This is a genomic window from Pseudomonas oryzicola, assembly GCF_014269185.2.
Lineage (GTDB): Bacteria > Pseudomonadota > Gammaproteobacteria > Pseudomonadales > Pseudomonadaceae > Aquipseudomonas > Aquipseudomonas oryzicola.
Genome location: NZ_JABWRZ020000001.1, coordinates 2,948,219 through 2,972,773 on the forward strand (window position 1 = coordinate 2,948,219; position 24,555 = coordinate 2,972,773).

A 24,555-nucleotide genomic window follows, 5' to 3' on the forward strand; every position below is an offset into this window, starting at 1 on the left:
TCGATACCAGTCGGTTTAGGCGCGGGATGAGACCATTGATCGAGGCATGACTGCAAGGCTCCCCTGCTCTCTCAGAGCGTAGGATACTCCGACATCGGTGCAAGGGTTTGAACAGGGCGAGGGAACAGCGGGTTTACAAGGCAGGGGGAACGGCGCCAGTGTCGAGTTGGCGCCGCTCCTTTCAGGCGTTACACCGCCAGCGCGCGCTCACGCAGCTCGCTGTTGAGGATGCGGTCGTTCTCGCTGTAATCGACCGGGCAGTCGATCACGTGCACGCCCGGGGTCTTGATGCAGTGCTCGAGCAGTGGCAGCAGGCCGTCGGCGCTTTCCACACGGTGGCCGTTGGCACCATAGGCTTCGGCGTACTTGACGAAGTCCGGGTTGCCGTAGTCCAGGCCGAAATCGGTGAAGCCCATGTTGGCCTGCTTCCAGCGGATCATGCCGTAGCCGTCGTCACGCAGGATCACCACGGTGATGTGCATGCCCAGGCGTACTGCAGTTTCCAGCTCCTGGCTGTTCATCATGAAGCCGCCGTCGCCGCACACCGAGATCACCGGGCGGTCCGGGTGCACCAGGTGCGCCGCCATCGCCGATGGCAGGCCGGCGCCCATGGTCGCCAGGGCGTTGTCCAGCAGCACGGTGTTGGGCTTGTGCGCCTTGTAGTTGCGGGCGAACCAGATCTTGTAGATGCCGTTGTCCAGGGCCACGATGCCTTCGGACGGCAGCACGCGACGGATGTCGGCCACCAGGCGCTGCGGGTAGACCGGGAAGCGGTTGTCGTCGGCACCTTCGGCTATCTGTGCTTCGTTGGCTTCACGGATGGCCATCAGGCGGGTGAAGTCCCAGTGCGAGGTGTCGGTCAGCGCTTCGCTGATCTGCCAGACGGCGTTGGCGATGTCACCGATCACTTCCACCTGCGGGAAGTACACGGCATCGACTTCAGCGGAGCGGAAGTTGATGTGGATGACCTCGGTGCCGCCACGGACCATGAAGAATGGCGGCTTCTCGATCACGTCGTGGCCGATGTTGACGATCAGGTCGGCCGCTTCGATCGCACGGTGGACGAAGTCACCGGACGACAGCGCAGCGTTGCCGAGGAAGCGCGGGTGGCGTTCGTCGACCACACCTTTACCCATCTGGGTGGTGATGAACGGAATACCGGTCTTGTCGATCAACTGCTTGAGGACCTTGGCGGTCATCTTGCGGTTGGCGCCGGCACCGATCACCAGGATCGGGTTGCGCGCGTTCTGCAGCTTCTGCACGGCAGCCTCGATGGCCACGTGCTCGGCCAGCGGGCGGCGGTGCAGGCTTGGCGGAATCGGCAGTGCGTCGGTCTGCTCGGCGGCGATGTCTTCCGGCAGTTCCAGGTGGACTGCACCCGGCTTTTCTTCTTCAGCCAGGCGGAAGGCTTCGCGCATGCGGGCCGGGATGTTGTCGGCCGAGGCGAACTGGTGGGTGTACTTGGTGATGGGGTCCATCATGCCGCACACGTCGATGATCTGGAAACGACCCTGCTTGGACTTCTTGATCGGCTTCTGGCCGGTGATCATCATCATCGGCATGCCGCCCAGGTAGGCATAGGCGCTGGCGGTAACCAGGTTGGTGGCGCCAGGGCCGAGGGTGGACAGGCTGACGCCGGTCTTGCCGGTCAGGCGACCGTAGGTGGCAGCCATGAAACCTGCGGACTGCTCGTGACGGGTAAGTACCAGTTTGATCTTCGACTTGCGCAGGGATTCCAGCAAATCGAGGTTTTCCTCACCTGGAATGCCGAATACATACTCGACACCTTCGTTTTCCAGGCATTGCACAACGACATCGGCGGCCTTGGCCATTTAGGGTACTACCTCAAAATCTTCGTGGGATTGCAGATTTATCAAGCTGCGTGACTGAGATGTTGCAGGATGTCTCAGTGGCGCGCATCGTAGGCCCTCTGGTTAATAATAATAAATATATTGTTATGATGCCTGACATCACAGTTCGTTATGAATGCAACTCCTCTGAATTGGTAGTCCCCCACAATGAATCTCAAGGCATTGCGTTGCTGCGTCGAAATCGTTCGCCAGGGCAGCTTCACCAAGGCCGCGCAGCACCTGCACATCGCCCAGCCGGCGCTGAGCATGGCCGTTACCCGCCTGGAAGAAGAACTGGGCGTGACCCTGTTCAACCGCACAACCCGCAAAGTCATCCTCACCGCCGAGGGCGAGCGGTTCCTGCCACGGATTGCCTCGGCCCTGCGCGAAATGGACGTGGCCCGGCAGGAGCTGCGCGACATGGCCGACCTCAAGCGCGGCGAAGTACGCCTGGGTATCCCGCCGATGTTCGGCCTGCACTATGTACCCGGGTTGATGAACGCCTTCCGCCGGTTGTACCCAGGCATCGCCATGACCGTGTTCGAAGGCAGCGCCGAGGACATTGGCCATCGCCTGGAACAGCGGGAAATCGACCTGGCGCTGCTGGAGTCCAGACGCGTGCCGCCCGACAAGGAATCGATCCTGCTGGGCAGCGACGAGATGCTGGCGTGCATGCACCCCGATCACCCGTATGCCGACAAGGCCTTCCTCACCGCCGAGGACTTGCGCAATACCGACATGGTGGTGTTCGACCGCACCTTCGTGCAGCGTCACCTGCTGGACGCGTTCTTCGCTGAACACGGCATCACCTACCAGGTGGCACTGCAGAGCAACTTCGTCTCGCTGGTGGTGCAAGCCGCACTGGACAACATGGGTGTGGCCACCCTGCTGCGCTCGGTGCAGCAGCGCACGCCAGGCATCGTCGGCGTACCGTTCCGGCCAGCGCAGCTGATGAGCTTCCGCCTGTGCTGGCGCTCGGGGGAATACCTGTCACTGGCCAGCAAGCGGTTCATCGACTTTGCCGCGCAAACTCATTATCTGGAGCGCTGAGGGCGGCCCGGTCGGCTCTTTCGCAGCCAATGCCAGTGCTACCCCGCGCGTCTCATCGACGCTGCCGCGTTGAATTGACTATCATGCCGCCTGGAACGTTTCAGCATGTGTCAACAAGGATTCAGATGTCAGTTCAGGAATTAGCCCCTCTCCCGCACAAAAGCACCGTGGCGAAAATGGAAGCCTCCATGGCGCTGGGCAGTTTTGCCATCGGCACCGGCGAGTTCGCCATCATGGGCCTGATGCCGGACATCGCCAGCAACCTGCAACTGAGCGAGCCCCAGGTAGGCCATGCTATCAGCGCCTATGCATTGGGGGTGGTCGTCGGCGCCCCGACACTGGCCATTCTCGGTGCCCGGTTGCTGCGCAAGCACATGTTGCTGTTATTGATGGCACTGTATGCCCTCGGCAACCTGGCGACCGCCTTCGCCCCCTCGTTCGGCGGCCTGGTCGCTTTCCGCTTCATCAGTGGCCTGCCCCATGGTGCCTATTTCGGTATTGCGGCGGTGGTTGCCTCGAGCATGGTGGCGAACAACCAGCGGGCCGGGGCTGTGGCACGGGTAATGCTGGGACTGACGTTGGCCATGCTGCTCGGCAACCCGGTCGCCACGTTGCTGGGCCAGTATTTCGGCTGGCGTTCGGCATTCGTGCTGGTTGGCATTATCGCCCTGTGCACCCTGGCGCTGGTTTGGCGCTTCGTGCCCCAACGCCACGATGAAGTGCGCAGCGACCCGCGCAAGGAACTGCAAGCCTTTACCCTGCCGCAGGTATGGATGGCGCTGGCCATCGCCGCGATCGGCTTTGCCGGTATGTTTTGCGTGTTCAGCTACCTGGCGCCGACCATGTTGCAGGTGACCCGGGTGTCGCCGCAGTGGATTCCGTTCGGCCTGGCTGCGTTCGGCGTGGGCGGCATCGTCGGCAACCTGGCTGGCGGCAAGCTGTTCGACCGCCTGCAGTTCCGCGCCGTGGGCCTGGTGCTGATGTGGTCGATGGCCGTGTTGCTGTTCTTCACCTTCGCTGCCCAGGCACTGTGGAGCCTGCTGCTCGGCATTGGCCTGGTCGGGACCATGATTGCCCTGGCAGCACCGCTGCAGATCCGCCTGATGGACATCGCTCATGAAGCGCCGAGCCTGGCGGCAGCATCGAACCATGCGGCGTTCAACCTGGCCAATGCGCTTGGGCCATGGTTGGGTGGCCTGGCGATCAGCGCAGGCATGGGCTGGACCAGCACCGGGTACATCGGCGCGGCGACCGCCTTGCTCGGTCTGCTGATCTACCTGGCGGCGCGGCGGATGAAAGGCGGGCATTAAGTTCAGCGGGCTGGTCAGCCTCGGCGAAACCATTACAATGCCGGCCCCTCCCTGAAATATGTTTTCCCCATGAAATCACTGCTTTACGCCATAACCTTACTGTTTTCCTTCAACCTCCCTGCCTTGGCCAATCCGCCAGCGACCTTCACCGAAGCCAAGGTAGTGGCCAAGCAGAAGGTCTACATGGACCAGGCCAGCAGCGCCATGGGCGAGCTTTACTGCGGCTGCAAGTGGACCTGGGTGGGCAAGTCCGGTGGGCGTATCGATACCGCCTCGTGCGGCTACCAGACACGCAAGCAGCAAAACCGCGCCGAGCGCACCGAGTGGGAACACATCGTGCCCGCCTACACCTTCGGCAACCAGCGCCAGTGCTGGAAGAACGGCGGCCGCGAACACTGCGTGGATGACGACCCGGTGTTCCGCGCCATGGAGGCCGACCTGTTCAACCTGTACCCGGCGGTGGGTGAGGTCAACGGTGACCGCAGCAACTTCAACTACGCCATGGTCAGTGGCAATGCCGGGCAATACGGGCAGTGCAGCACCAAGGTCGACTTCGAGCAGCGTGCTGCCGAGCCGCGGGATGAAGTCAAGGGCCTGGTGGCGCGCACCACGTTCTACATGTACGACCGCTACAAGCTGAACATGTCGCGCCAGCAGCAACAGGTACTGATGGCCTGGGACAGGCAGTACCCGGTGTCGGCCTGGGAAAAAGAGCGTGATCGCCGCATCGCTGCGATCATGGGACATAGCAACCCGTTCGTGACCGGGGAGCGCAAATGGACAGCCGACTACAAGCCGGTGGGTAACGGCGTGGTGCAAGCGGTAACGGCGAAGCCCGCCAAAGCCGAAGGCAAGCCGAGCCTGGCCAGCTCCGGGGCGGCGGGGCCAGTGCTTGGCAACCGCAACAGCCACGTTTATCACTTGGCCAACGGCTGCCCGGGGTATGCCCAGGTTACGTCAAAGAACCAGGTCACGTTTGCTACCGAGGGTGAAGCGCAGGCGGCGGGTTATCGCAAGGCGGGCAACTGCCGGTAAGCCAGCTGCCCACTTCCATCGCGCTCCACTCAAGCCCTGCGCAGCTCATTGACCAGATTCGCCGGCCGCTCCCCCGCCAGTGCGCTGAGCAGGTTGTCCACCGCGCAACGTGCCATGGCCTGGCGGGTTTCCTCGGTCGCCGAGCCGATATGCGGGGTCGCCACCACGTTGTCGAGCTGCAGCAGTGGCGAGCCCAGCGGTAACGGCTCCTGCACGAACACATCCAGCCCGGCGCCGCGTATGCGCCGCCCGCGCAGTGCTTGAGTCAGCGCGACCTCATCCACCACCCGCCCGCGGGAAATGTTCACCAGGATGGCATCAGGCTTCATCAGCGCCAGTTCCCGTGCACCGATCAGGCCTTCGGTGGCGGCGCTCAGCGGCACGGTCAGGCAGACGAAGTCCGCCTGTTGCAGCAGCTCGTCCAGGCTGCATTGACGCGCCGCATAACGCGCCTCCACCTGGGGCTTGGCCCGCTGGCTGTGATACAGCACACGCATGCCGAAGCCAGCCGCAGCGCGCCGGGCCAAGGCCTCGCCAATGCGGCCCATCCCGACGATGCCCAGCGTCTTGCCATGCACATCGCTACCGAAATGCGCCGCGCCCAGACTCGCCTGCCAGTGGCCGGCGCGGACCCAGTTCGCCAGTTCCACAACCCGCCTGGCAGTGGCCAGGATCAAGGCAAAGCCAGTGTCGGCGGTGGTCTCGGTGAGCACGTCGGGGGTGTTGGTCAGCATCACCCCACGCCGGTTGAGTTCGGCAATGTCATAGTTGTCCACGCCGACCGAAACGCTGGCAACCACTTCCAGCTGTGGTGCCAGGTCGAGCAGGCCAGCGTCCAGCCGCAGGCTGGCCCCCAGCAACCCGTGCGCCCCCGGCAAGGCGTCGCGCAGGCGGGCCAGGCCGTCAGGCTGACCGAGATCCACCCAGGTCACCTCGACGCGCGCCTGCAGGCGCGCCATCAGGTCATCGGACAGGCGTTTGTACAGCACGATTCGCTTCTTCATTGCAGGTTTCCTATTGGCTCATGGCCAGACGTGAACCGCCGCGCTTGGCCTGGCCGGACGTCTGGGAAGTATCCAGTGCGGCGGTCAGCGCCACTGCGACAAGCAGCGCGCCACACATGAACAGGTAAGAGGCACCGGGCCCACCGGTGGCGCCATTGAGGTAGCCCACCAGCCACGAACCGCCGAACGAGCCCAGCGCCCCCATGCTGTTGATCAGCGCCATGGCGCCGCCAGCGACATTGGCCGGGAGGATTTCGGGCACGATCGCGAAGAACGGCCCATAGGGTGCGTACATGCAGGCGCCGGCCACCACCAGCAGCGCGTAAGACAGCCAGAAGTGCTGGCTACCCAAGGCGTACGAGCCATAGAAGGCCACGGCGGCGATCAGCAGCGGCGGCCAGACGAAGCGCTTGCGCTTTTGCAAGCGGTCAGACGCCCACGACACGCCAACCATGGCCAATACCGCCGCCAGGTACGGCACTGACGCCAGCCAGCCGGCCTGTACGATATCGACCTTGGCCGCCTGCTTGAGGATCGACGGCAGCCACAGCACGAAGCCGTATACGCCGATGCTCCAGCAGAAATACTGCAGCGCGAGGATGATCACTTGCGGCGAACGGAACGCCTCGCGGTAGTTCTTCACCGGCCTGATGCCTTGCTGCTCGGCGGCCAGCGCCTGCTGCAGGGCGGTCTTTTCCTGCTCGCTCAGCCAGTCCACCTGGGCCGGGCGGTCGTCGACCAGGCGCCACCAGCAGAACGCCCAGACCACCGCAGGCAGGCCTTCGATGATGAACATCCAGCGCCAGTCGTAATGCTTGATCAGATAGCCCGACACCACCGACATCCACAGGATGGTCACCGGGTTGCCAAGCATCAGGAAGGTATTGGCACGCGAACGCTCGGCACGGGTGAACCAGTGGCACAGGTACACCAGCATCGCCGGCATCACTGCCGCCTCCACTACCCCGAGCAGGAAACGGATGCCGACCAGCATGTATACGTTGCTGACCATACCGGTGAGCGTGGCCAGGCCGCCCCAGAGGATCAGGCAGACGAAGATCAGCTTCTTCACACTGCGCTTCTCGGCATAGATAGCGCCGGGTACCTGGAAGAAGAAGTAGCCGAGGAAGAACAGCGCCCCCAGCAGCGATGACAGTACGGGCGTGATGTGCAGGTCTTCGGCCATCCCGGAAGCGGCGGCGAAGCCGTAATTGGCGCGGTCCAGGTACGCCAGGCTGTAGGTAACGAACACGATCGGGATGATGTACCACCAGCGGCGAGGGGCCAGGTTTTGCTTTTGCATGTGATTTCTCCTGAGCTTGTTGTTTTTGTTGCAGCAGGTGATTCGAGGTACGAGGTGTTCATGCACGTCTGCGCAAGTCGTGAGCCTCCAGTTCATGGCGCAGCGGCAGCCCTTCCATGTCACCCCGCGACTGCACGGCGCGGCTGCCGCACCAGTTGCCACGCGCCACGGCCTCGGCCATGGACCGCCCTTCCAGAAGCGCGCTGAGCACGCCGACAGCGAAGGCATCGCCGGCACCGACGGTGTCCACTACGCGGCTGACCGGCACCGGCGCGACCAGGCCTTCGCCTTCGGCACCGCGGAAGTAGGCACCCGCCTCGCCCAGCTTGATCACCACCCGGTTCACCCCCAGGTCGAGGTAGAACGCCGCGATGTCTGCTGGAGCCTGCTGGCCGGTCAGCAGCCGGCCCTCCTCCAGGCCTGGCAACACCCAGTCAGCCTTGGCCGCCAGGGCATTGATTTCGCGCACCATGCTGCCCTGGTCAGGCCACAGCGAGGGACGCAGGTTGGGATCGAAGGAAATGCTGCGCCCGGCGGCGCGCATGCCATCCACCAGGGCATGGGACAGCGCCCGAGAACCTTCCGACAGAGCCAGCGGGATCCCGGTGGCGTGCAGGTGGCGAGCCTGCAGCCAGCCCGGGCGAATCATTGCCGGCGACAGTCGGCTGGCCGCCGAGCCACGACGGAAGTACTCCACTGCCGGATCACTGCCATCGTCGCAGCGGGCCTTGAGCTGGAAGCCGGTGGGATAGCTGGCATCGACTTCCACGCCCGAACAATCCAGGCCTTCGCGGCGCAGGCTGTCGAGCACGAAACGGCCCAGCGAATCGTCACCCACCCGGCTCAGCCAGCGGACCTTGAAGCCGAGCCGCGCCAGGCCGATGGCCACGTTGCTGTCAGCACCGGCGATGCGTTTGCCGAACTGGTCGACGCTGGCCAGGTCACCGGTCTGCTCGGCGACGAACATGGCCATGGTCTCCCCGAAACACAGCACGTCATGTTCATGCATGGCTCGGCTCCTCGTGCGCTGTTGCACGCCGCCCCAGCGCCGACAAGTTGCGCACGTGGGTGCGGGTCAGCACCAGCAGATCATCGCCGGCCAAGGGATATTCGACAGCGCGCACCACACCGGGGACAAACTCGGCCAGCAGCGCAACCCATTCCTGCAGGTCCGCGGCCTGGGGTGGTACGGCAACCAGGCGGCCATCGGCCAGGCGCTGCACGGCTTTGCAATGCACGTAACGCACCCAGCGGCCGAGCAGGCGTGCGGCCTGCCGGGCAGGCTCGCCCTGCCACTGCCAGTTACCAATGTCGAACGTCATGCCCAGGCTCAGCCCATGGTCTTCCGCACGCTGGAAAAACTGCTGCAGCGGCTGGATTCTGCCACCCTGCACGGTCTGGTCGTTCTCCACCAGCAACACCGGCCCGGGCCCTGGCAACAGCCGTGCCAGGGCCGCGATATCGCAACCTTCCCGGTAGTGCCCCAGGGAAACCTTGAGTGCCACCGCGCCAAGGGCGTGTGCGGTTGCCAGCTTGTGCACCAGTTGTGGGTCAGGCAGGCCTCGCGCCGTCCACAGTTCAAGTGGTGTGGAATACACGCAGTCCAGGCGCAGCGTGGCAATGGCCGCAGCCAGCGCTGCAGTATCCGGTGCACAGGTAAACAGTTCCTCGCGCAATTCCACCCGGCTAACGCCAGCGGCAGCCAGCAGGTCAAGGAACTGCTCCTGGCCACGCTGCCTGACAAAATCGGCACCGTAACTGGAGAGGCTGATGGAAACGGGGTTCGCGTACATTGTTGTTGTCCTTGTGAAACCGGTTTCATTTTTTGACGGCACCAGCAGGCAGTCACCTGCCGTTGGCTACTGTCGGGGAGTTGAACCGCGGATGATCAGGTTGGCCTTGAAGTCGATGCGCCTGGCCGCACCGCTACCGCCGCGCAGACGAGCCAGCAGGCTGTCGAATGCTGCCATGCCGATACGCTCGGTGGGCTGGGCCAGTGCGGTGATGCCGCTGCCGACCAAGGGGTACCAGTCGAGGTCGTCCAGGGCAATCAGCCCGACGTCCGCGAACAGATTGCAGCCGGCGTCGTGCAGGGCCCGGGTCACGGCCAGGGTGGCGATGCCGTTGAAAGTGAAGATGGCCTGCGGGCCATGGCCATTGCCGGCGAGAAACGAAGCCAGCTGGCCATTCAAGGCAGGGGTGCTCTCCAGCACCTGCTGGCGCATGCCAGGGCGACGGCCGATCGACGCGGCGAACGCCTGAACCCGCTCCAGGCGTGAGCTGGTGCCATCCAGCGGCTCGGTGACCGCAAGGATATCGCGGTAGCCTTGGGCTTGCAGGTGGTCCAGGGCCTGCTCGACTGCGTCGGCATTGTCCAGCCCCACCAGGTCGACATTCAGCTCGGGCAGTTGGCGGTCGACCAGCACCATGGGGATGTCGCGCTGCAGATTGAGCAGTTCACCGGGGTGATGGCCGAGGGTGTTCACGATCAGCCCTTCGACGTTGTACGACTGCAACGCCACCAAGTGGTGACGTTCCTGCTCGTCGTCGCGGTTGGTGTTGCATACCACCAGGCTGTAGCCGTGCTGGCGGCAGGCGGTTTCCACGCCGTGCATAACGGCCACCGAATAGGGGTTGAGGATATCGGCTACCAGCATGCCGACCAGCCGCGTCTGACCGCGCTTCAAGCCACGAGCCATCTGGTTGGGGCGGTAACCGAGGCGCTCGATGACCTGCTCCAGGCGCTTGGCAGTGGCTTCGGCCAGCAACTGCCGATCGCCACCGATATAACGCGAGACGGTGGCCTTGGAAACGCCCGCGACACGTGCGACTTCGCTGATGGTGACTCGTTCACGGGCATGGGCAGGCGCGTCGGGCATGGGTTGTTCCTTATGCTTGTGCTGGTAGCGATGAAACCGGTTTCAATACAGCAAAACCGTGCGCGTTCGTCAACCTGCCGTTGGTCGACAAGCCGTGCAAATGGTGATTTTTGACTTTAATTATCAGCGTCAACCTATTGATAATTATCAATAGATTTCATTTCGCTCAACATGACTTGTGGTTAGCAACGGGCTTGCCCATGAATAGGCCTGGCCCGTCAAGCGCAGTACAATGGCTGCTACCCGGCCCGACACTCCAGCCAATGATCCAGTCCGACCTCGACCTGTTCGGCACCCAGGCGCAACGCCTGGCCAGCCACACCGTGCTGCTGCCCGGCTTTGCCCTGGCCGAAGTCGAGCCTCTGCTCGACGCCCTGCGCCCGGTGCTGCGTGCCGCGCCCTTCCGGCACATGTACACCCCGGGCGGCCTGCGCATGGCAGTAGGGCTGACCAACTGCGGCACGCTGGGTTGGGTCAGTGATGAACAGGGCTACCGTTACAGCCACTGCGACCCGCTCAGCGGCCAACCCTGGCCCGCCCTGCCCCCGGTACTGCTTGCCCTGGCCAGCCGTGCGGCGGCCATGGCCGGGTTCGACGGTTTCGTGCCGGATGCCTGCCTGGTCAACCACTACCTTCCCGGTACCCGCCTCAGCCTGCATCAGGACCGCGACGAGCAGGATTTCAGTCAACCGATCGTGTCGCTGTCCCTGGGCTTGCCGGCGGTGTTCCTGTTCGGTGGCTTGCAGCGCGCCGACAAGACCCGCCACATCGCCCTGAACCATGGCGATGTGCTGGTCTGGGGTGGTGAAGACCGCTTGCGCTTCCATGGCGTGCTGCCGATCAAGCCCGGCGTGCATCCGCGCCTGGGTGAACGGCGGATCAACCTGACCTTGCGCAAGGCCGGGCGCTGAACCAGGCCTGTGCTGCAGCATCGGCGCAAATTGGATGAACGCGCATGAAACAGGTTGAACATCTTGGCCTGGCAAGCTTCAAAAGATAGGCCACGCCATTTTCAGCCTGGAGCCCGCCATGCCCTACCTGTACTCTGCCAGCCGTCTTTGCACCGGAGTAGCGCGACCATGAAAATGCCCTGCCGCGCGCCCAATGCCTCCCTGCAGCTCGATTACGTACGCGACACCCTGTTCGGCCCGGTCGCGCAGAGCATGGAATGCCAGTGCCAGATTGCCGCCCTCAACCTGCAAGGTCGCCCAGGCCTGCGCCTGCACATCTGCCCGCCGTTGCCCGACAAGGTGGAGCGCGCCCACAGCGTGGCGTTTGTCTGGGATGGGCGCAGCTACCACGGCGTGGTTCGCGACCAGGGCAAGTGCGGGGATGGCGGGCTGAACCTGCTGCTGGAACTGCAATAGCCGATCAACGGTGGGCAACCCGGCTGAACCTGCCAGGCACGGCGCATCTCCATACAAAAGAGCCCACGCCTGCCGGAGAACGTCATGAACAGTCCGTTGCTCAAGCTCTTCACACATCCCGCCGACGCCTGGCTGGACATCCGCCGGGCAGAAGAAGACCACCCGCAGCAATACCTGCCGCGCCTGCTGGTCATGGCATTGATCCCGGCCGTTTGCCTGTTCGTCGGCACCACCACGTTCGGCTGGAGCCTTGCGGCCGAGGAGCGGGTGCGCCTGAGCATGGGCAGTGCCGCGCAGCTGGCCGCCTTGCTCTACGTCACCACGGTGGTCGGGGTCATGCTGATGGGGGTAATGATTCGCTGGATGTCGCGAGGTTTCGATGCTCAGCCCAGCCTTAACCAGTGCATCGGCTTTGCTGCCTACTGCGCCACGCCGTGGTTCTTTGCCGGGGTGGTCGGCCTGCTGCCGATCCGCTGGCTGGCCGTGGTCGCGCTTTTGGCGGCGTCGGCGTATGCCAGTGTATTGCTGTATGGCGGATTGCAGACCTTCCTGCGGCTGAAGAAAGAACAGGCCATGCTGTTCGCGACCTGTGTGTGGGGGGTAGGTCTGTTGCTGCTGGTGACCATCCTGGTGGCGATGATCCTGTTCTGGTTCAACGGCCTGATGCCGGAATATGTGCGCCCGGCCAGCCTGGGCTGACCGGAGCGCAAAGGGCCCCCTCAGGCAATCGCCTTGAGTGGTGCGGGGTGACTGTCACGCAGCGCGTGCAGCTGCCCGACCAGGTTGACCAGGTCGCGGCAGCTGTTGAGGCTTTGCAGCGGGACCCCGCTCAGGGTCACGCCCTCATCGAGACTCTGGCCCTGACCCAGGCGGATGGTCAGGTTGGCGCCGTCCGGGCAGCTGACTTCACAGCGGTCGGGCAGGCAGGCCTGCTCGATCATCTGCCGCATCTCCAGCATCGAAACTCCTATCAACGACATGGTATGACCCTCTCTGTGGGATGGCCTGTTGTGTGAGTACACCTTTGCCAGGCGGGGTGCCAATTGATATTGCGCATGCCTGGGCAGCCATTCATAGCGCCTGGACAATGATCATGCGGGAATCCTTTAGCACCTTAGTGGAAGATTGCCGGTGCGCGCCGAGTGTTCGGATGCAATGGCGAATTTAACGACGAGCGGTCCCCTCAGGCCCCCAGCGAAGCCCACAGGTGCTGGGCCGCATACGCCCGCCAGGGCTGCCAGGCCAGGGCCCGTTCGGCCAGGTTCGCCTCATCGCCTTCCAGCCTGCGCAGCGCCTTGGCCAAGGCCACGTCGCCCAACGGCAAGGCGTCGGCTGCGCCGGCCTGGCGCAGTGCCAGATAGTACGCGCTCCAAGGGCCGATCCCTTTGAGCTGGCACAGGTTGCGCAGCAGTGCATCGAGCGGTTGCCCGCGCTGCAGCAACCCGGGTTCGGCGAGCAAGGCGTTGGCCAGCGTACCCAGGGTCGCTGCACGTGCACGTGGCATCCCCATGTTATCGAACTGCGCAGCCGCCAATACCGACAGTGCCGGGAAAACGTGGCTCAAGCCCGGCACAGCCAGGCGCAGGGCTTCACCATGGCGTTGCACCAGGCGGCCGGCCAGGGTCATGGCCCCGGCCACGCTGATCTGCTGGCCCAGCACCGTGCGCACAGCCTGCTCACAGGCGTCCCAGCCTTGTGGCACGCGCAAGCCTGGGCGCTTCTGCAGCAAGCGGGCCATCAGCGGATCGTGGGAAAGCGCGGCATTGATGTACGCGGGGTCGGCATCAAGGTCGAAGACCCGCCTCAGCCTGGCGATCAGGCCTGGCAGCGCCCGGGCCGGAACGCCTTCAAGACGGATGCGCAGGTACTGGTTACCCGAAGGTGTGGCGTGCACCACCGCATGCCGCCCGGTAGCCACCAGCGACCGGCGGTAGGTGCCGTTCACACAAGTCTCGACGCCAGGGATACAGCGGGCGGCGAGGAAGTCCAGGGTCGAGGGCCAATGGTAAGGGGCGCGGTAGCGTAGCCACAGGGTATGGTGGCTGGTGCCAGGCAGTGATCGGCGCACCATGTGCAGGGAAGTGAGTTTGACCATGGCCGCATCATGCCAGCAAATGCATTGCCTGTACCGGCCCTTTCGCCGGTACAGGTTCTTCAGTCAAGGTTCCGCCGTATCCCGCGCATCGTGCATCTGCCCGAACCGCCCGGCATGGAAATCATCGAACGACTCGGCAATCTCCGCCTGACTGTTCATCACGAACGGGCCATAACCCACGATCGGTTCATCGATCGGCTCACCGCTGAGCAGCAGTACGCTGGCGCCATCCAGCGCTTCGACGGCGACATCTTCACCCGACCGGTCAAGCAACACCAGGCTGGCCGGGCCAGCTTCGCGCTCGTGGTTGATGCGCACGTTGCCGCGCAACACCACCAGCGCCGCGTTGCGCCCGGCGGCCACCGGCAGGCGCAGCGTGGCACCGGCATTCAGGCGCAAGTCCCAGACATCCATGGCGGTAAAGGTTCGGGCCGGCCCCGAGTACCCATGATAGTCACCCGCGATCACCCGCAGGCTACCGCCCTCGCTGTCCAGCATGACCACCGGGATATCCTTGGCCAGCAGCGTCTGGTAGCCAGCAGCTGCTCGCTTGTCCCGCGCCGGCAGATTGACCCACAGCTGGACCATTTCCAGCATGCCACCGCTGCGGGCAAAGCCCTGGGAATGGAACTCCTCATGGATGATGCCGTTGGCAGCGGTCATCCATTGCACGTCACCGGGCCCGATCAAGCCACCAGCACCCGTGGAGTCTCGGTGCTCCAGCTCGCCCTGGTAGACGATGGTCACGGTCTCGAAGCCGCGGTGGGGATGCTGGCCGACGCCGCGCCGCGCGCTGGTCGGGGTGAACGGATGAGGGCCAGCGTAATCCAGCAACAGAAACGGGCTGATCTTGCTGGCCAGACTGTCGTAGGTGAACAGGCTGCGCACCGGGAAGCCATCACCCACCCAATGGGCGTGAGGGCTGCGGTGGATACCCAGTATGCTTTTCATGAGAAGACTCCTCTCTTGACTGCGATCACCTTACCAGCGATGCCAATCAGGCAGTAGCTGGCTGAAACGACATACATCGTTCCACCTGGAGGACAATCAGAAGCATATGGCGTGTGTGCGTAGGCTCGGGCAAAGCCCAACATTCCCCACGCCGTCCTGCCCAATGCTGCCTGGAAAACTACCCCGCCGGCTGCTGCAGCAGGAAGGCCCGCACGGCATCGGCACAAGCCTCGGGATATTCCTGCATGAAGCAGTGCCCACCGGCAACCTGCCTGCCGGTCACCAGAGGATTGAGCGCGGCCAGGCGCTGGACCGAATGCGGCACGAAGGGATACGTGTGCTCGCCATACAACACCTGCGTGGGTGTGCGGATCGCCGTCAGGCTGGCCCAAAGGCGTCGGGGGAACGAACTGAATATTTCCACTTCGCGGCTGGGTCGGCACTTGAGTACCACCGCCTCACCGCAATCACCGATGGCATGCTCGACATACGCTTGCAGCGCTGCATCGGTCCACCCCTTGAAAATACCGCGGCCTTGCAGCGAAGCCAGCGCTGCCTCTCGATCAGGCCAGTGGCTGCGGCGGCCGGCGGCCTTGCGTGCGAGGGCGTGGCGCCGGTGCAGGCCAAGCAATGCGGCCGCGCCCATTACCCCGAGCATGCGCCGACTGAACAATACCGGATCAAGCAGCACGGCGCGGTTGAACAGTTGCGGCTCATTGGCCAGGATCAGCCCCGTGAGCACGCCCCCGAAGCTGTGCCCCACGGCAAATCGCGGTACGTCGCCATACTCGCCACGCCCGGCGGCGAAAGCGTCCACAGCCAGCGCAGCGGTACGATTCCAACCTCGAAATACCCCGCCATGGTCGCTGTCGCCATGGCCCTGGACATCGCTGAGCCACAGGTCGAAATGCTCGCTCAAACGCATCAGCAGTGGCTGATAGGCCAGGCAGCAAAAGCCGTTGCCGTGCAAAAAATGCAGCAACGGCCTGCCACTGGCTGGGGTCCGCCAGCCACGCAGGGTGAAACCTTCGGCGCATTCATGGGACCAGGGAACCAACTGCATCGGCTTGCTGTACTCGCGGGGTCAGGAAAACGCCGATTCTACAAACAGCAATGGGTACAGTGAAATCACCAGCAGCAAGGCCATCAGGACATTGAACAGCATCAGCCAGCGCGGGTTCTGCAACAGCTTGCGCAGGGCGCTGCCAAACATCACCCAGACCCCTACGCTGGGCAGGTTGACCAAGGCGAACAAGGCCGCAATGACGATCACGTTGGCCACGTAGCCCTGCGTCGGTGTATAGGTAGTAATGGCCCCCACCGCCATCACCCAGGCCTTTGGGTTGACCCATTGAAATGCCGCAGCCCCCCAGAAGCCCAACGGTTTACGGGCGCTGGACGAGGCCGTGCCGACCGGCCCGGAGGTAGCGATCTTCCAGGCCAGGTACAGCAGGTAGGCGGCGCCGGCATAGCGCAGTACCGTGTACAGCGTCGGCCAAGCCTTGAACACCTCGCCCAGGCCCAGGCCGACAGCCAGCACCAACACCATGAAACCGACACTGATGCCCATGGCGTGCGGAATCGAGCGGCGCACACCGAAGTTCACCCCCGACGCCAGCAGCATGGTGTTGTTGGGGCCTGGCGTGATCGAGGATACGAAGGCAAATAGCACAAAGGCAGTCAGCAGGTCGGCAGAGGCAAGCATGGCGGGCATTCCATTTTCTTCATGGGTGCTGCCACACTAGCGAAGTTGCCTTCTCCGCGACTGGTACAGTTTCGACAAATTACGTAGATACACATTACTGTACCGACATCACGAGCCCAAGGAAGCCGTCGCCATGACCGTCACCATTCGCCCTGCCGTACGCTCCGATGCCGAGCAGATCCTGGCCTTCATCACCGAACTGGCCGAATACGAACGCGCCCGCCACGAGGTGATCGCCAGCGTTGCCGATATCGAGCACAGCCTGTTCGGCGAAGGCAGCACGGTGCACAGCCTGATCTGCGAGCGCAATGGCCGGGCGATCGGCTTTGCCGTGTATTTCTACAGCTATTCAACCTGGTTGGGGCGCAACGGCATCTATCTCGAGGACCTGTACGTGACCCCTGAACAACGCGGCGACGGTGCCGGGCGGCAACTGCTGCGACACATTGCCCGCGAAGCGCTGGCCAACCAGTGCGGACGGCTTGAATGGAGCGTACTGGACTGGAACGAGCCGGCGATCGGGTTCTACCAATCGCTGGGGGCCGAGGCCCAGGATGAGTGGGTACGCTATCGACTGGATGGCGAAAAGCTGGCGGCATTTGCGCGCGGTTGATCAGGCCATTCGCGCATTGCCGCGGCTGCCGCGCAGCCCTTCGCAGCGCATGCCCGGCGCCAGCCAATGCACTGCCCCAGAGGCATCTGGCAATTGACGCCAGGCCCGCCCCATGCTCTTCTTACACCTCGCGTTCAGGTGCCCCCTTGGGGGTGAAACGGGAAACCGGTGCGTCATGGCTCTCCAGCAGGGCCGGGCAAAGCCGGTGCTGCCCCCGCAACGGTAAGCGAGCGAAGCGTCAAGACCACTGTGCCCTGTAGTCGGGCATGGGAAGGTGATGCTTTCCAGGAGCCCGACTCCTCCTCGCAAGCCCGGAGACCGGCCTGGCGTTCATGAACACCCCGCGGTGGGCGGGCGCTGTTGCATCCCCCTGGGCCGTCACGCCCGGGGCTGCCGCGCTTGCCCATTGCCCCAAACAGCAGAGGAACGCGTCATGCCCGTCATCAGCGCCAAGCAACACAGCCTTACCACCCCCGTCACCCTCAGCCAGCGCGTCGTGATCGCCGTCGGCGCCAGCCTGCTGGGCCTGTGCCTGGTGTATTTCGCCGGTTTCTCGCACATCGAGGCCGTGCACAACGCTGCCCACGACACCCGCCACAGCGCCGCCTTCCCCTGCCACTGAGTACCCCTGATGATCATGCGCATTGCCCGTGTCGCGGGCTTCAGCGGGCTGCTGGCAGCCTTGCTGCTGACCCTGCTGCAAAGCTTCTGGGTCGCTCCGCTGATTCTTGAAGCGGAAACCTACGAGTCGTCGGCGCCCGCCACCCACCACGAACATGACGGCGAAGTGCCTGCCCATGAGCACAACGCTGAAGCCTGGTCGCCGGAAGACGGCTGGCAGCGTGTGCTGTCGACCACCGGCGGCAACCTGGTGGTCGCAGTCGGTTTCGCCCTGATCCTGAGCGCCTTGTACAGCCTGCGCGAACCGCGGCGCGTCAGCATCGGTGCGTTGTGGGGCCTGGCCGGCTTTGCCGTGTTCTGCCTGGCCCCGACACTGGGCCTGCCGCCGGAATTGCCAGGCACCGCTGCCGCCGACCTGGAGCAACGCCAGGCCTGGTGGATTGGCACGGCCAGCGCTACCGCCCTGGGCCTGGCCTTGCTGGTGTTCGCCCGCCACTGGCTGTTGAAAGTGCTGGGCGCCGCCCTGCTGGTGGTCCCGCATGTGATTGGCGCGCCACAACCCGAGGTGCATGAAAGCCTGGCCCCCGAGGCGCTGGAAGGCCAGTTCAAGCTTGCCTCGTGGCTGACCAACGCCGCCTTCTGGCTGGCCCTGGGCCTGCTCAGCGCCTGGCTGTTCCGCCGCGCCAAACAGGCCTGATGACGGCCTTCTATGCCGGCTTCGGCTGCCGCCGGGGTTGCCCGGCGGAGGCATTGGAAGCGTTGCTGCACCAGGCCCTGAGCAATCAGCGCCTGGCGTTGGCCGACCTGCATGGTATCGCCAGTATCAGCCTGAAGGCCGACGAACCTGGCCTGCAACAGCTGGCCGAACGCCTCGCCGTGCCCCTGGTGCTGTACCCTACCGCGCAGCTACAAGCCTACCAGGCGCAGCTCAGCCACCGCTCTGCCACAGCGCATGCCCACAGCGGCTGCTGGGGCGTGGCAGAAAGCTCAGCACTGGCGTTGGCCACCCAGCGACGTGGCACCGCCAGGTTGCTGCTGACGCGTCAGGTACTGGGCCCGGCGACCCTCGCCCTGGCCTGTTGAAGGTTTCACCGCAACTTTTCTGCAAGGACTTTCCATGACGGTCTATTTCATCGGTGCCGGCCCTGGCGACCCGGAACTGATCACAGTCAAGGGGCAACGGCTGATCCGCCAGTGCCCGGTGATCATCTATGCCGGCTCGCTGGTCCCTGCCGCGGTGCTCGCGGGCCATCAGGCCGAGACCGTGATCAACAGTGCCGAACTGCACCTGGAGCAGATCATCGCCGCCATGCGCAGCGCGCATGAGCGAGGCCATGACGTGGCCCGGGTACATAGCGGCGACCCCAGCCTGTACGGCGCCATTGGCGAACAGATCCGCCACCTGCAGGCGTTGGGCATCGATTACCAGATCGTTCCAGGGGTCACTGCCACAGCGGCCAGCGCCGCCCTGCTCGGCTGCGAACTGACCCTGCCGAACGTCGCCCAGACGATCATCCTGACCCGCTATGGCGATAGCTCGCCAATGCCACCCGGCGAGCAATTGGGCGACCTGGCGCGGCATGGCAGCACGCTGGCGATTCACCTGGGGGTCCGGCACCTGCCGCGCATTGTCGATGAATTGCTGCCGCACTACGGCGCCCACTGCCCGGTGGCGGTGGTGCATCGCGCCACCTGGCCAGACCAGGACTGGGTGCGTGGCACCTTGGGCGATATCGTCCAACGCGCAGCAGCGAAGGACTTTCGGCGTACCACGCTGATCCTGGTCGGCCCTGTGCTCGGCGACACACCGTTCGCCGAGTCGGCTTTGTACCGTGCCGGGCACGCCCATCTGTATCGCCCTGGAAACTGAGCATTGCCAGGCTCGTCGCAGGCATAGCAGACTCCCTGTTCCTACCGCGAACAGGAGTCATGCCAATGCTGGATCTACGCCCCAACTGCGAGTGCTGCGATACCAACCTGCCGGGTGACAGCCCTGATGCGTTGATTTGCTCGTTCGAATGCACGTTCTGCCGCACCTGTGCCGAAACCCGTTTCCAGGGGCGCTGCCCGAACTGCTCCGGCCAGCTGGTGGCCCGCCCGACGCGGGTTGGCCAGGCGCTGACCAACAATCCTGCCTCAACCCAGCGTGTGAACAAGGCGCATGCCGCCTGCGCTTGACCGACCTCAACCAATGGACATCACCGCTTTGGTAGGGTGATGCTTCCCATATTTGTAGGACTTTTCAACAACAAGCGCGGGGACTTTCAACACTTCTATACTCGGCATTACCAAATTTCGGGAATGGTCGTATCGTGCAGCGCTTCCGATAAACCCACTTGCCGACGTATTCCTGAGTGTTCCAGGAAGCGGACCACATCCCGACAGGAGTTTCCCTCATGACAACCGTACTGATTGTTGACGACCACCCCATCGTCCGGCTGTCCTTGCGCATACTGCTCGAGCGCGAGCGCTTCCATGTCATCGGTGAGACCGGCAATGGCAGTGAAGTGGCGCAGGTAGCGCGCGAACTGCGCCCGGATGTGGTCATTCTCGATATCGGCCTGCCCGGTCTGGATGGCATGGAGGTGATCAAACGCCTGCAATGCCTGGAGCCGGTGCCCAAGATCATGGTCCTGACCGGGCAAGCGACCGACCTGTACGTACGGCGCTGCCTGGACGCCGGGATCGGTGCCTTCGTCACCAAGGAAGAAGACCACGAGGCATTGCTGTTTGCCCTCAAGGCCCTGGTCAAGGGCTACTCGACTTTCCCGCAGATGTCGGTCAACAGCAACTCCCTGGAAAGCGAGCCGGTGCGCCTGGCCAGCCTGTCCAACCGTGAAATGGAAGTGCTGCGGCGCCTGGCGCGCGGCGAGAACAACAAGAACATCGGCTTCTGCATGAACCTCAGCGCCAAGACCATCAGCACCTACCGGGGCCGCATCATGGAAAAACTCAAGACCGAATCCCTGGTGGAAATGGTCGACCTGGCCAAGCGCAACGGTGCCCAGTGAGCGTGCAGCCGCGATGAAACACCTGCTGGCGAGCGCCCTCCTGGCCGTTGCTCTGGCCAGTTCCAGTGCGCTGCTGGCCAACAGCGAGCCCCGCCAGTTGCTGGCCCGCTCGCTCAGTGCCGCCGCTCCATTGGCACTCTCCAGCGAGGACCGGCAATGGTTGCAGCAACGTCAACGTCTGCTGCTGGGCAGTTCGCGGCCCGACTACCCGCCGCTGGAAATCAATGTCAGCCAACGTGACTATGAAGGTCTGAGCGCCGATTACGCAGGCATCATTGGCGAGCAGCTAGGCGTCGATATCGAGGTACGCCGTTTCGACAGCCGCCACGAAGCCATTGCTGCGCTACGCGATGGCCGTATCGACCTGTTGGGCAGTTCCAACGCATTCGAGGCGGCCGACGCCCAGCTCAGTCTCAGTGCCCCTTACGCCGAAGACCTTCCGGTCATCGTCACCCGCGAGGGACAGCGCTTGAAAAGCGCCTCGGACCTCGCTGGCCTGCGCCTGGCCATGGTCGACCACTACTTGCCCGCCAACACTGTCCATGCCCTGTATCCCAAGGCCCACCTAAGCCTGTATCGCTCCACCCTCGCTGGCCTGGCTGCCGTCGAACTGGGTGAGGCCGACGCCTACCTGGGCGATGCCATCAGCACCGACTTCACGATTGGCAAGAGTTACCAGGGCACATTGAAGATCGATCACTTCTGTCAGGTCGCGCCCGGAGCGTTTGCCTTCGCCCTGGCCAATGACAACCCGCGCCTGCGCCGGCTGGTCGACAAGGCGCTGACGCGCATCAGCGAAAGCGAACGCTTGAACATCCTGCGTCGCTGGAGTAGCGGCAACACCAGCCTGCTGCTGCAGCGCCACCTTGCCGCCCTGACCGATGAAGAAGAAGCCTGGATTGCCGCCAATCCCAACGTCAGCGTACTGATCAATACATCGCTGGCACCGCTGACCTTCAACGATGCCCAGCATCACCCCAGCGGCATCACCCTCGATCTGCTCAAGCAGATATCGCTGCGCACGGGGCTACGCTTCCGGCCGGTCGAAAGCCCTTCGGCACATGCGATGATCGAGCGCCTGATGCGTGGTGATGCGCAGATGATCGGTGCCCTGGGTTACGGTGCGGACCGTTCGAAGCGATTGCGCTATACCCGCCCCTACCTGGTCAGCCCACGGGTACTGGTCACCCGCAGCGAGCCCACGTCGCCCGTACTGGCCAACGCCCTGCACGGCCAGCGCATTGCCTTGGTACGCGGCTCCCCGCAACGGGCCATGTTGCAGCGGCGCTACCCCCAGGCCAAAGTGGTCGAGGTGGATAACCCGCTGGGCCTGATGGAGGCCGTGGCCAACGGCGATGCAGACGTCGCCCTCAGCAGCCATATCAATGCAGCCTACTACATCAACCACGTGTTCAAGGACCGCTTGCGCATCACCACTGTGCTCGACGAAGACCCAGCCGTCGCGGCCTTTGCCGTGGCCGCAGATCAGCCCCAGCTGCAGGCAATCCTCGACAAGGCACTGCTGAGCATCCCCCCGGACGAACTGGACCAGTTGATCAACCGCTGGCGCACCAGCACCCTGGTCAGCGACAGCCCCTGGCGTGACTACCGCACCCTGGCCCTGCAGGTACTGGTGCTGTCGGCCTTGCTGCTGGCCGGGGTGGTGTTCTGGAACAGCTACCTGCGCAAACTGATCAATCAGCGCACCGAGGCCCAGCATGCCCTGCAAGCGCAGTTGGCACTGAGCCGAGGCCTGCTGGAGCAACTGCGTCAGGCCAAGGACGATGCCGAGCAGGCCAGCCAGACCAAAAGTACTTTCCTGGCCACCATGAGCCATGAAATCCGTACCCCGATGAATGCGGTGATCGGCTTGCTCGAGTTGGCCCTGGAAGATAGCCGCAGCGGCCACTGCGACTCCCAGACCTTGCAAACCGCGCACGATTCGGCCATCGGCTTGCTTGAGCTGATCGGCGATATTCTTGACATTTCCCGTATCGAATCCGGGCATATCACCCTGCAGCCGGTGCCCACCAACCTGGTCGAGCTGGTACGGGCCAGTGTGCGTGTGTTCGAAGGCAACGCGCGAGCCAAAGGCCTGCACCTGCACAGCGAACTGCCTGCTGCGCCGCTTTGGGTCCTGGCTGATCCGCTGCGCCTCAAGCAAGTGTTGTCCAACCTGATCAGCAACGCCATCAAGTTCACCGACCGTGGCGAGGTCCAGGCCAGCCTGCTGCTCCTGGCCTCCGACACCGACCAACTGACGGTGGAACTGACGGTGCGGGACACAGGCATCGGCATCAGCCCTGCCGACCAGGCCCGGCTGTTCAGCGCCTTTGTCCAGGCCGAGGGCCCGCGGGCCCGCCAGGGCGCGGGCCTGGGCCTGGTCATCAGCCGAACCCTGGCCGAGCTGATGGGCGGTACCTTGAGCTTGCAGAGCGTCGAAGGCGTGGGCACCAAGGTGCAGATCAACCTGCAACTGCCCGCCTGTACAGCACCGTCCCAGGCCGAACAGGATGCCCCGCCACTGGAAAGCAGCAGCGGCCCGCTGAACATACTGGTGGTCGACGACTACCCCGCCAACCTGCTGCTGCTGGAGCGCCAGCTGCATAGCCTGGGGCACTGCGTGACATTGGCCGAAAACGGCGAAGTCGCGCTGGCACACTGGCAGACCGCTCACTTCGACCTGGTGATTACCGATTGCAGCATGCCGGTCATGGACGGCCACCAGTTGACCCGTCGTATCCGCAGCCTCGAGGGCGAGCGCGGCCTGGCGCCGTGCCGGATTCTCGGCGTGACCGCCAACGCCCAGGCCGAGGAGCGCGCCCGCTGCCTGGCCAGCGGCATGGACGAATGCCTGTTCAAACCGATCGGCCTACGTACGCTCAAGACCCATCTGTCCCAGGCCCAGCCCCGGCACCAGCCACCAGCACACCCCGCCAGTGGGTTCGACCTCGGCGAGCTGCGCCACCTGACCCAGGACGATGAACAACTGACCCGGCATTTGCTGGAACAACTGTCGCAAAGCGTCAGCGAAGACCTGGCCACGTTGCGCGCACTGGCTGCAGACGCTCCCGACGAGGCCGTGAGCGCCCTGGCTCACCGGATCAAGGGCGGCGCGAAGATGCTCAAGATGCGCGCGCTGGTCAAAGCGTGCGAAGCCATCGAACAGGCCCAGGGTCAGGGCCTGCCAACGGCGCAACTGCGCCCGCAACTTGAACACAGCTTGCAGACGCTGCTAGGCGAGCTGGGCGATGCGCTCAGTGCAATTGCAGCGTCGAACTGATCTGGCTGATGGCATCCACCACGTGCCGTGAACCCTGCTGAATTTCCATGATCACCGTGCCGGCCTCGTTGGCCAGGGCCACGCCATGCCCGGTGCGGGTCAGGCTGGATTGCATGCTGGCCACCGCCAACAGTGACAGGTCATGGTTCTGCCGCACTACCTCGACAATTTCCAGGGTGGCCTTGCTGGTCCGCGCCGCCAGGCTGCGCACCTCGTCGGCTACCACGGCAAAACCGCGACCGTGCTCGCCGGCGCGGGCCGCCTCGATGGCTGCATTCAACGCCAGCAGATTGGTCTGGTCGGCAATCCCGCGAATGGTCAGCACGATCTGGCCGATCACATCCGACTGTTTACTCACCGCATCGATGCTGCGAGCAGCGTCGTTAAGCTCATGGGAGATCTGTTCGATCACCTGCACGGCCTGCTGCACCACCTGGGTGCCCTTGCGTGCGCAGGCGTCGGTTTGCACCGAGCTGGC

Annotated in this window: 26 protein-coding genes and 1 riboswitch; of the genes, 14 read left to right on the forward strand and 12 right to left on the reverse strand. The window is 63.9% G+C overall.

From position 1 onward, the window contains the following. Nucleotides 1–188: 188 nt before the first annotated feature. A complete protein-coding gene (locus HU760_RS13660) occupies nt 189–1,832 on the reverse strand; it encodes an acetolactate synthase large subunit (RefSeq protein WP_217858970.1) in 1,644 nt (547 codons plus the stop codon). Between the two features lie 186 nt (nt 1,833–2,018). Here HU760_RS13660 and HU760_RS13665 point away from each other — a divergent pair, with 186 nt between their 5' ends. From HU760_RS13665 to HU760_RS13675, 3 genes are all read left to right on the forward strand, one after another. Continuing rightward, the gene (locus HU760_RS13665) at nt 2,019–2,900 is read left to right on the forward strand and encodes a LysR family transcriptional regulator (RefSeq protein ID WP_186676900.1); all 882 of its coding nucleotides are present in this window, start codon (nt 2,019–2,021) and stop codon (nt 2,898–2,900) included. Nucleotides 2,901–3,025: 125 nt separating this feature from the next. Beyond that, nucleotides 3,026–4,210, forward strand: coding sequence for an MFS transporter (locus HU760_RS13670; RefSeq protein WP_186676898.1), 1,185 nt, complete (start codon nt 3,026–3,028; stop codon nt 4,208–4,210). A gap of 69 nt (nt 4,211–4,279) precedes the next feature. Continuing rightward, entirely contained in the window at nt 4,280–5,245 is a 966-nt protein-coding gene (locus HU760_RS13675) for an endonuclease (RefSeq protein WP_186676895.1), read from the forward strand. 29 nt (nt 5,246–5,274) lie between these two features. Here HU760_RS13675 and HU760_RS13680 read toward each other — a convergent pair whose 3' ends face one another. The 5 genes from HU760_RS13680 to HU760_RS13700 form a co-directional block, all read right to left on the reverse strand. After that, nucleotides 5,275–6,249: a 2-hydroxyacid dehydrogenase gene (locus tag HU760_RS13680; RefSeq protein WP_186676887.1), complete on the reverse strand. Its 975-nt coding sequence runs from the start codon at nt 6,247–6,249 to the stop codon at nt 5,275–5,277. A 10-nt stretch (nt 6,250–6,259) separates the two neighbouring features. Then, nucleotides 6,260–7,552, reverse strand: a complete 1,293-nt coding sequence (locus HU760_RS13685) for an MFS transporter (RefSeq protein ID WP_186676884.1) — start codon at nt 7,550–7,552, stop codon at nt 6,260–6,262. A 58-nt stretch (nt 7,553–7,610) separates the two neighbouring features. After that, on the reverse strand, nt 7,611–8,561 hold the full coding sequence (locus HU760_RS13690) for a sugar kinase (protein WP_186676883.1): 951 nt from the start codon (nt 8,559–8,561) through the stop codon (nt 7,611–7,613). Next, nucleotides 8,554–9,345 (reverse strand): AP endonuclease, encoded by a 792-nt coding sequence (locus tag HU760_RS13695; RefSeq protein WP_186676882.1) that lies wholly within the window; start codon nt 9,343–9,345, stop codon nt 8,554–8,556. The genes HU760_RS13690 and HU760_RS13695 overlap by 8 nt, the downstream gene beginning before the upstream one ends. A 66-nt stretch (nt 9,346–9,411) precedes the next feature. Next, nucleotides 9,412–10,431 (reverse strand): LacI family DNA-binding transcriptional regulator, encoded by a 1,020-nt coding sequence (locus tag HU760_RS13700; RefSeq protein ID WP_186676876.1) that lies wholly within the window; start codon nt 10,429–10,431, stop codon nt 9,412–9,414. Nucleotides 10,432–10,694: 263 nt separating this feature from the next. Here HU760_RS13700 and alkB point away from each other — a divergent pair, with 263 nt between their 5' ends. The 3 genes from alkB to HU760_RS13715 all read left to right on the forward strand — a co-directional run bounded on the left by alkB (nt 10,695) and on the right by HU760_RS13715 (nt 12,497). Next, entirely contained in the window at nt 10,695–11,342 is a 648-nt protein-coding gene (gene alkB / locus HU760_RS13705) for a DNA oxidative demethylase AlkB (protein ID WP_186676874.1), read from the forward strand. 168 nt (nt 11,343–11,510) lie between these two features. Continuing rightward, nucleotides 11,511–11,798, forward strand: a complete 288-nt coding sequence (locus HU760_RS13710) for a hypothetical protein (RefSeq protein WP_170030093.1) — start codon at nt 11,511–11,513, stop codon at nt 11,796–11,798. A gap of 84 nt (nt 11,799–11,882) precedes the next feature. Then, nucleotides 11,883–12,497 carry a Yip1 family protein gene (locus tag HU760_RS13715; RefSeq protein WP_186676872.1) on the forward strand — a complete coding sequence of 205 codons (615 nt, stop codon included), beginning with the start codon at nt 11,883–11,885 and terminating at the stop codon, nt 12,495–12,497. A 20-nt stretch (nt 12,498–12,517) separates the two neighbouring features. Here the strand turns inward: HU760_RS13715 and HU760_RS13720 are convergent, their stop codons facing one another. The 5 genes from HU760_RS13720 to HU760_RS13740 all read right to left on the reverse strand — a co-directional run bounded on the left by HU760_RS13720 (nt 12,518) and on the right by HU760_RS13740 (nt 16,558). Beyond that, entirely contained in the window at nt 12,518–12,778 is a 261-nt protein-coding gene (locus HU760_RS13720; RefSeq protein ID WP_063914185.1) for a DUF1652 domain-containing protein, read from the reverse strand. Between the two features lie 203 nt (nt 12,779–12,981). After that, entirely contained in the window at nt 12,982–13,893 is a 912-nt protein-coding gene (locus HU760_RS13725; protein ID WP_186676870.1) for a DNA-3-methyladenine glycosylase family protein, read from the reverse strand. A 63-nt stretch (nt 13,894–13,956) separates the two neighbouring features. After that, a complete protein-coding gene (locus tag HU760_RS13730; protein WP_186676866.1) occupies nt 13,957–14,844 on the reverse strand; it encodes a pirin family protein in 888 nt (295 codons plus the stop codon). A 178-nt stretch (nt 14,845–15,022) separates the two neighbouring features. Beyond that, nucleotides 15,023–15,907: an alpha/beta fold hydrolase gene (locus tag HU760_RS13735; protein ID WP_186676863.1), complete on the reverse strand. Its 885-nt coding sequence runs from the start codon at nt 15,905–15,907 to the stop codon at nt 15,023–15,025. A 21-nt stretch (nt 15,908–15,928) separates the two neighbouring features. Then, nucleotides 15,929–16,558, reverse strand: coding sequence for a LysE family translocator (locus HU760_RS13740; protein WP_186676861.1), 630 nt, complete (start codon nt 16,556–16,558; stop codon nt 15,929–15,931). Nucleotides 16,559–16,682: 124 nt separating this feature from the next. Here HU760_RS13740 and HU760_RS13745 point away from each other — a divergent pair, with 124 nt between their 5' ends. The 8 genes from HU760_RS13745 (at nt 16,683) to HU760_RS13780 (ending at nt 24,077) form a co-directional block, all read left to right on the forward strand. Then, complete coding sequence (locus HU760_RS13745) at nt 16,683–17,162, forward strand: GNAT family N-acetyltransferase (RefSeq protein WP_186676860.1); 480 nt, start codon at nt 16,683–16,685, stop codon at nt 17,160–17,162. Nucleotides 17,163–17,281: 119 nt separating this feature from the next. After that, a riboswitch (cobalamin riboswitch) is annotated at nt 17,282–17,503 on the forward strand. Between the two features lie 92 nt (nt 17,504–17,595). Then, complete coding sequence (locus tag HU760_RS13750) at nt 17,596–17,784, forward strand: CbtB domain-containing protein (RefSeq protein ID WP_186676859.1); 189 nt, start codon at nt 17,596–17,598, stop codon at nt 17,782–17,784. Between the two features lie 9 nt (nt 17,785–17,793). After that, nucleotides 17,794–18,480 carry a CbtA family protein gene (locus tag HU760_RS13755; RefSeq protein ID WP_186676858.1) on the forward strand — a complete coding sequence of 229 codons (687 nt, stop codon included), beginning with the start codon at nt 17,794–17,796 and terminating at the stop codon, nt 18,478–18,480. Beyond that, nucleotides 18,480–18,866 (forward strand): cobalamin biosynthesis protein, encoded by a 387-nt coding sequence (locus tag HU760_RS13760; RefSeq protein ID WP_186676857.1) that lies wholly within the window; start codon nt 18,480–18,482, stop codon nt 18,864–18,866. Before HU760_RS13755 ends, HU760_RS13760 begins: the two co-directional genes overlap by 1 nt. A 34-nt stretch (nt 18,867–18,900) precedes the next feature. Then, on the forward strand, nt 18,901–19,653 hold the full coding sequence (cobM, locus tag HU760_RS13765; protein ID WP_186676856.1) for a precorrin-4 C(11)-methyltransferase: 753 nt from the start codon (nt 18,901–18,903) through the stop codon (nt 19,651–19,653). 65 nt (nt 19,654–19,718) lie between these two features. Next, entirely contained in the window at nt 19,719–19,961 is a 243-nt protein-coding gene (locus HU760_RS13770) for a DUF1272 domain-containing protein (protein WP_186676855.1), read from the forward strand. 218 nt (nt 19,962–20,179) lie between these two features. Further along, on the forward strand, nt 20,180–20,794 hold the full coding sequence (locus tag HU760_RS13775; protein WP_186676853.1) for a response regulator transcription factor: 615 nt from the start codon (nt 20,180–20,182) through the stop codon (nt 20,792–20,794). A gap of 13 nt (nt 20,795–20,807) precedes the next feature. Further along, a complete protein-coding gene (locus tag HU760_RS13780) occupies nt 20,808–24,077 on the forward strand; it encodes a transporter substrate-binding domain-containing protein (protein WP_186676850.1) in 3,270 nt (1,089 codons plus the stop codon). Here the strand turns inward: HU760_RS13780 and HU760_RS24715 are convergent. Continuing rightward, complete coding sequence (locus HU760_RS24715; protein WP_437179857.1) at nt 24,052–24,546, reverse strand: methyl-accepting chemotaxis protein; 495 nt, start codon at nt 24,544–24,546, stop codon at nt 24,052–24,054. The genes HU760_RS13780 and HU760_RS24715 overlap by 26 nt on opposite strands. Nucleotides 24,547–24,555 lie beyond the last annotated feature (9 nt).

Bases quoted from the DNA above. Each gene is read 5' to 3' on its own strand.
- HU760_RS13720 (WP_063914185.1), bottom strand. From the start codon at position 12,778: ATGTCGTTGATAGGAGTTTCGATGCTGGAGATGCGGCAGATGATCGAG.
- HU760_RS13770 (WP_186676855.1), top strand. From the start codon at position 19,719: ATGCTGGATCTACGCCCCAACTGCGAGTGCTGCGATACCAACCTGCCG.
- HU760_RS13715 (WP_186676872.1), top strand. From the start codon at position 11,883: ATGAACAGTCCGTTGCTCAAGCTCTTCACACATCCCGCCGACGCCTGG.
- HU760_RS13665 (WP_186676900.1), top strand. From the start codon at position 2,019: ATGAATCTCAAGGCATTGCGTTGCTGCGTCGAAATCGTTCGCCAGGGC.
- HU760_RS13710 (WP_170030093.1), top strand. From the start codon at position 11,511: ATGAAAATGCCCTGCCGCGCGCCCAATGCCTCCCTGCAGCTCGATTAC.
- HU760_RS13780 (WP_186676850.1), top strand. From the start codon at position 20,808: ATGAAACACCTGCTGGCGAGCGCCCTCCTGGCCGTTGCTCTGGCCAGT.
- HU760_RS13725 (WP_186676870.1), bottom strand. From the start codon at position 13,893: ATGGTCAAACTCACTTCCCTGCACATGGTGCGCCGATCACTGCCTGGC.
- HU760_RS13755 (WP_186676858.1), top strand. From the start codon at position 17,794: ATGATCATGCGCATTGCCCGTGTCGCGGGCTTCAGCGGGCTGCTGGCA.
- HU760_RS13695 (WP_186676882.1), bottom strand. From the start codon at position 9,345: ATGTACGCGAACCCCGTTTCCATCAGCCTCTCCAGTTACGGTGCCGAT.
- HU760_RS13735 (WP_186676863.1), bottom strand. From the start codon at position 15,907: ATGCAGTTGGTTCCCTGGTCCCATGAATGCGCCGAAGGTTTCACCCTG.
- HU760_RS13675 (WP_186676895.1), top strand. From the start codon at position 4,280: ATGAAATCACTGCTTTACGCCATAACCTTACTGTTTTCCTTCAACCTC.
- HU760_RS13690 (WP_186676883.1), bottom strand. From the start codon at position 8,561: ATGCATGAACATGACGTGCTGTGTTTCGGGGAGACCATGGCCATGTTC.
- HU760_RS13700 (WP_186676876.1), bottom strand. From the start codon at position 10,431: ATGCCCGACGCGCCTGCCCATGCCCGTGAACGAGTCACCATCAGCGAA.
- HU760_RS13750 (WP_186676859.1), top strand. From the start codon at position 17,596: ATGCCCGTCATCAGCGCCAAGCAACACAGCCTTACCACCCCCGTCACC.
- HU760_RS13680 (WP_186676887.1), bottom strand. From the start codon at position 6,249: ATGAAGAAGCGAATCGTGCTGTACAAACGCCTGTCCGATGACCTGATG.
- cobM (WP_186676856.1), top strand. From the start codon at position 18,901: ATGACGGTCTATTTCATCGGTGCCGGCCCTGGCGACCCGGAACTGATC.
- HU760_RS13660 (WP_217858970.1), bottom strand. From the start codon at position 1,832: ATGGCCAAGGCCGCCGATGTCGTTGTGCAATGCCTGGAAAACGAAGGT.
- HU760_RS13775 (WP_186676853.1), top strand. From the start codon at position 20,180: ATGACAACCGTACTGATTGTTGACGACCACCCCATCGTCCGGCTGTCC.
- HU760_RS13685 (WP_186676884.1), bottom strand. From the start codon at position 7,552: ATGCAAAAGCAAAACCTGGCCCCTCGCCGCTGGTGGTACATCATCCCG.
- HU760_RS13670 (WP_186676898.1), top strand. From the start codon at position 3,026: ATGTCAGTTCAGGAATTAGCCCCTCTCCCGCACAAAAGCACCGTGGCG.
- HU760_RS13740 (WP_186676861.1), bottom strand. From the start codon at position 16,558: ATGCCCGCCATGCTTGCCTCTGCCGACCTGCTGACTGCCTTTGTGCTA.
- HU760_RS13760 (WP_186676857.1), top strand. From the start codon at position 18,480: ATGACGGCCTTCTATGCCGGCTTCGGCTGCCGCCGGGGTTGCCCGGCG.
- alkB (WP_186676874.1), top strand. From the start codon at position 10,695: ATGATCCAGTCCGACCTCGACCTGTTCGGCACCCAGGCGCAACGCCTG.
- HU760_RS13730 (WP_186676866.1), bottom strand. From the start codon at position 14,844: ATGAAAAGCATACTGGGTATCCACCGCAGCCCTCACGCCCATTGGGTG.
- HU760_RS13745 (WP_186676860.1), top strand. From the start codon at position 16,683: ATGACCGTCACCATTCGCCCTGCCGTACGCTCCGATGCCGAGCAGATC.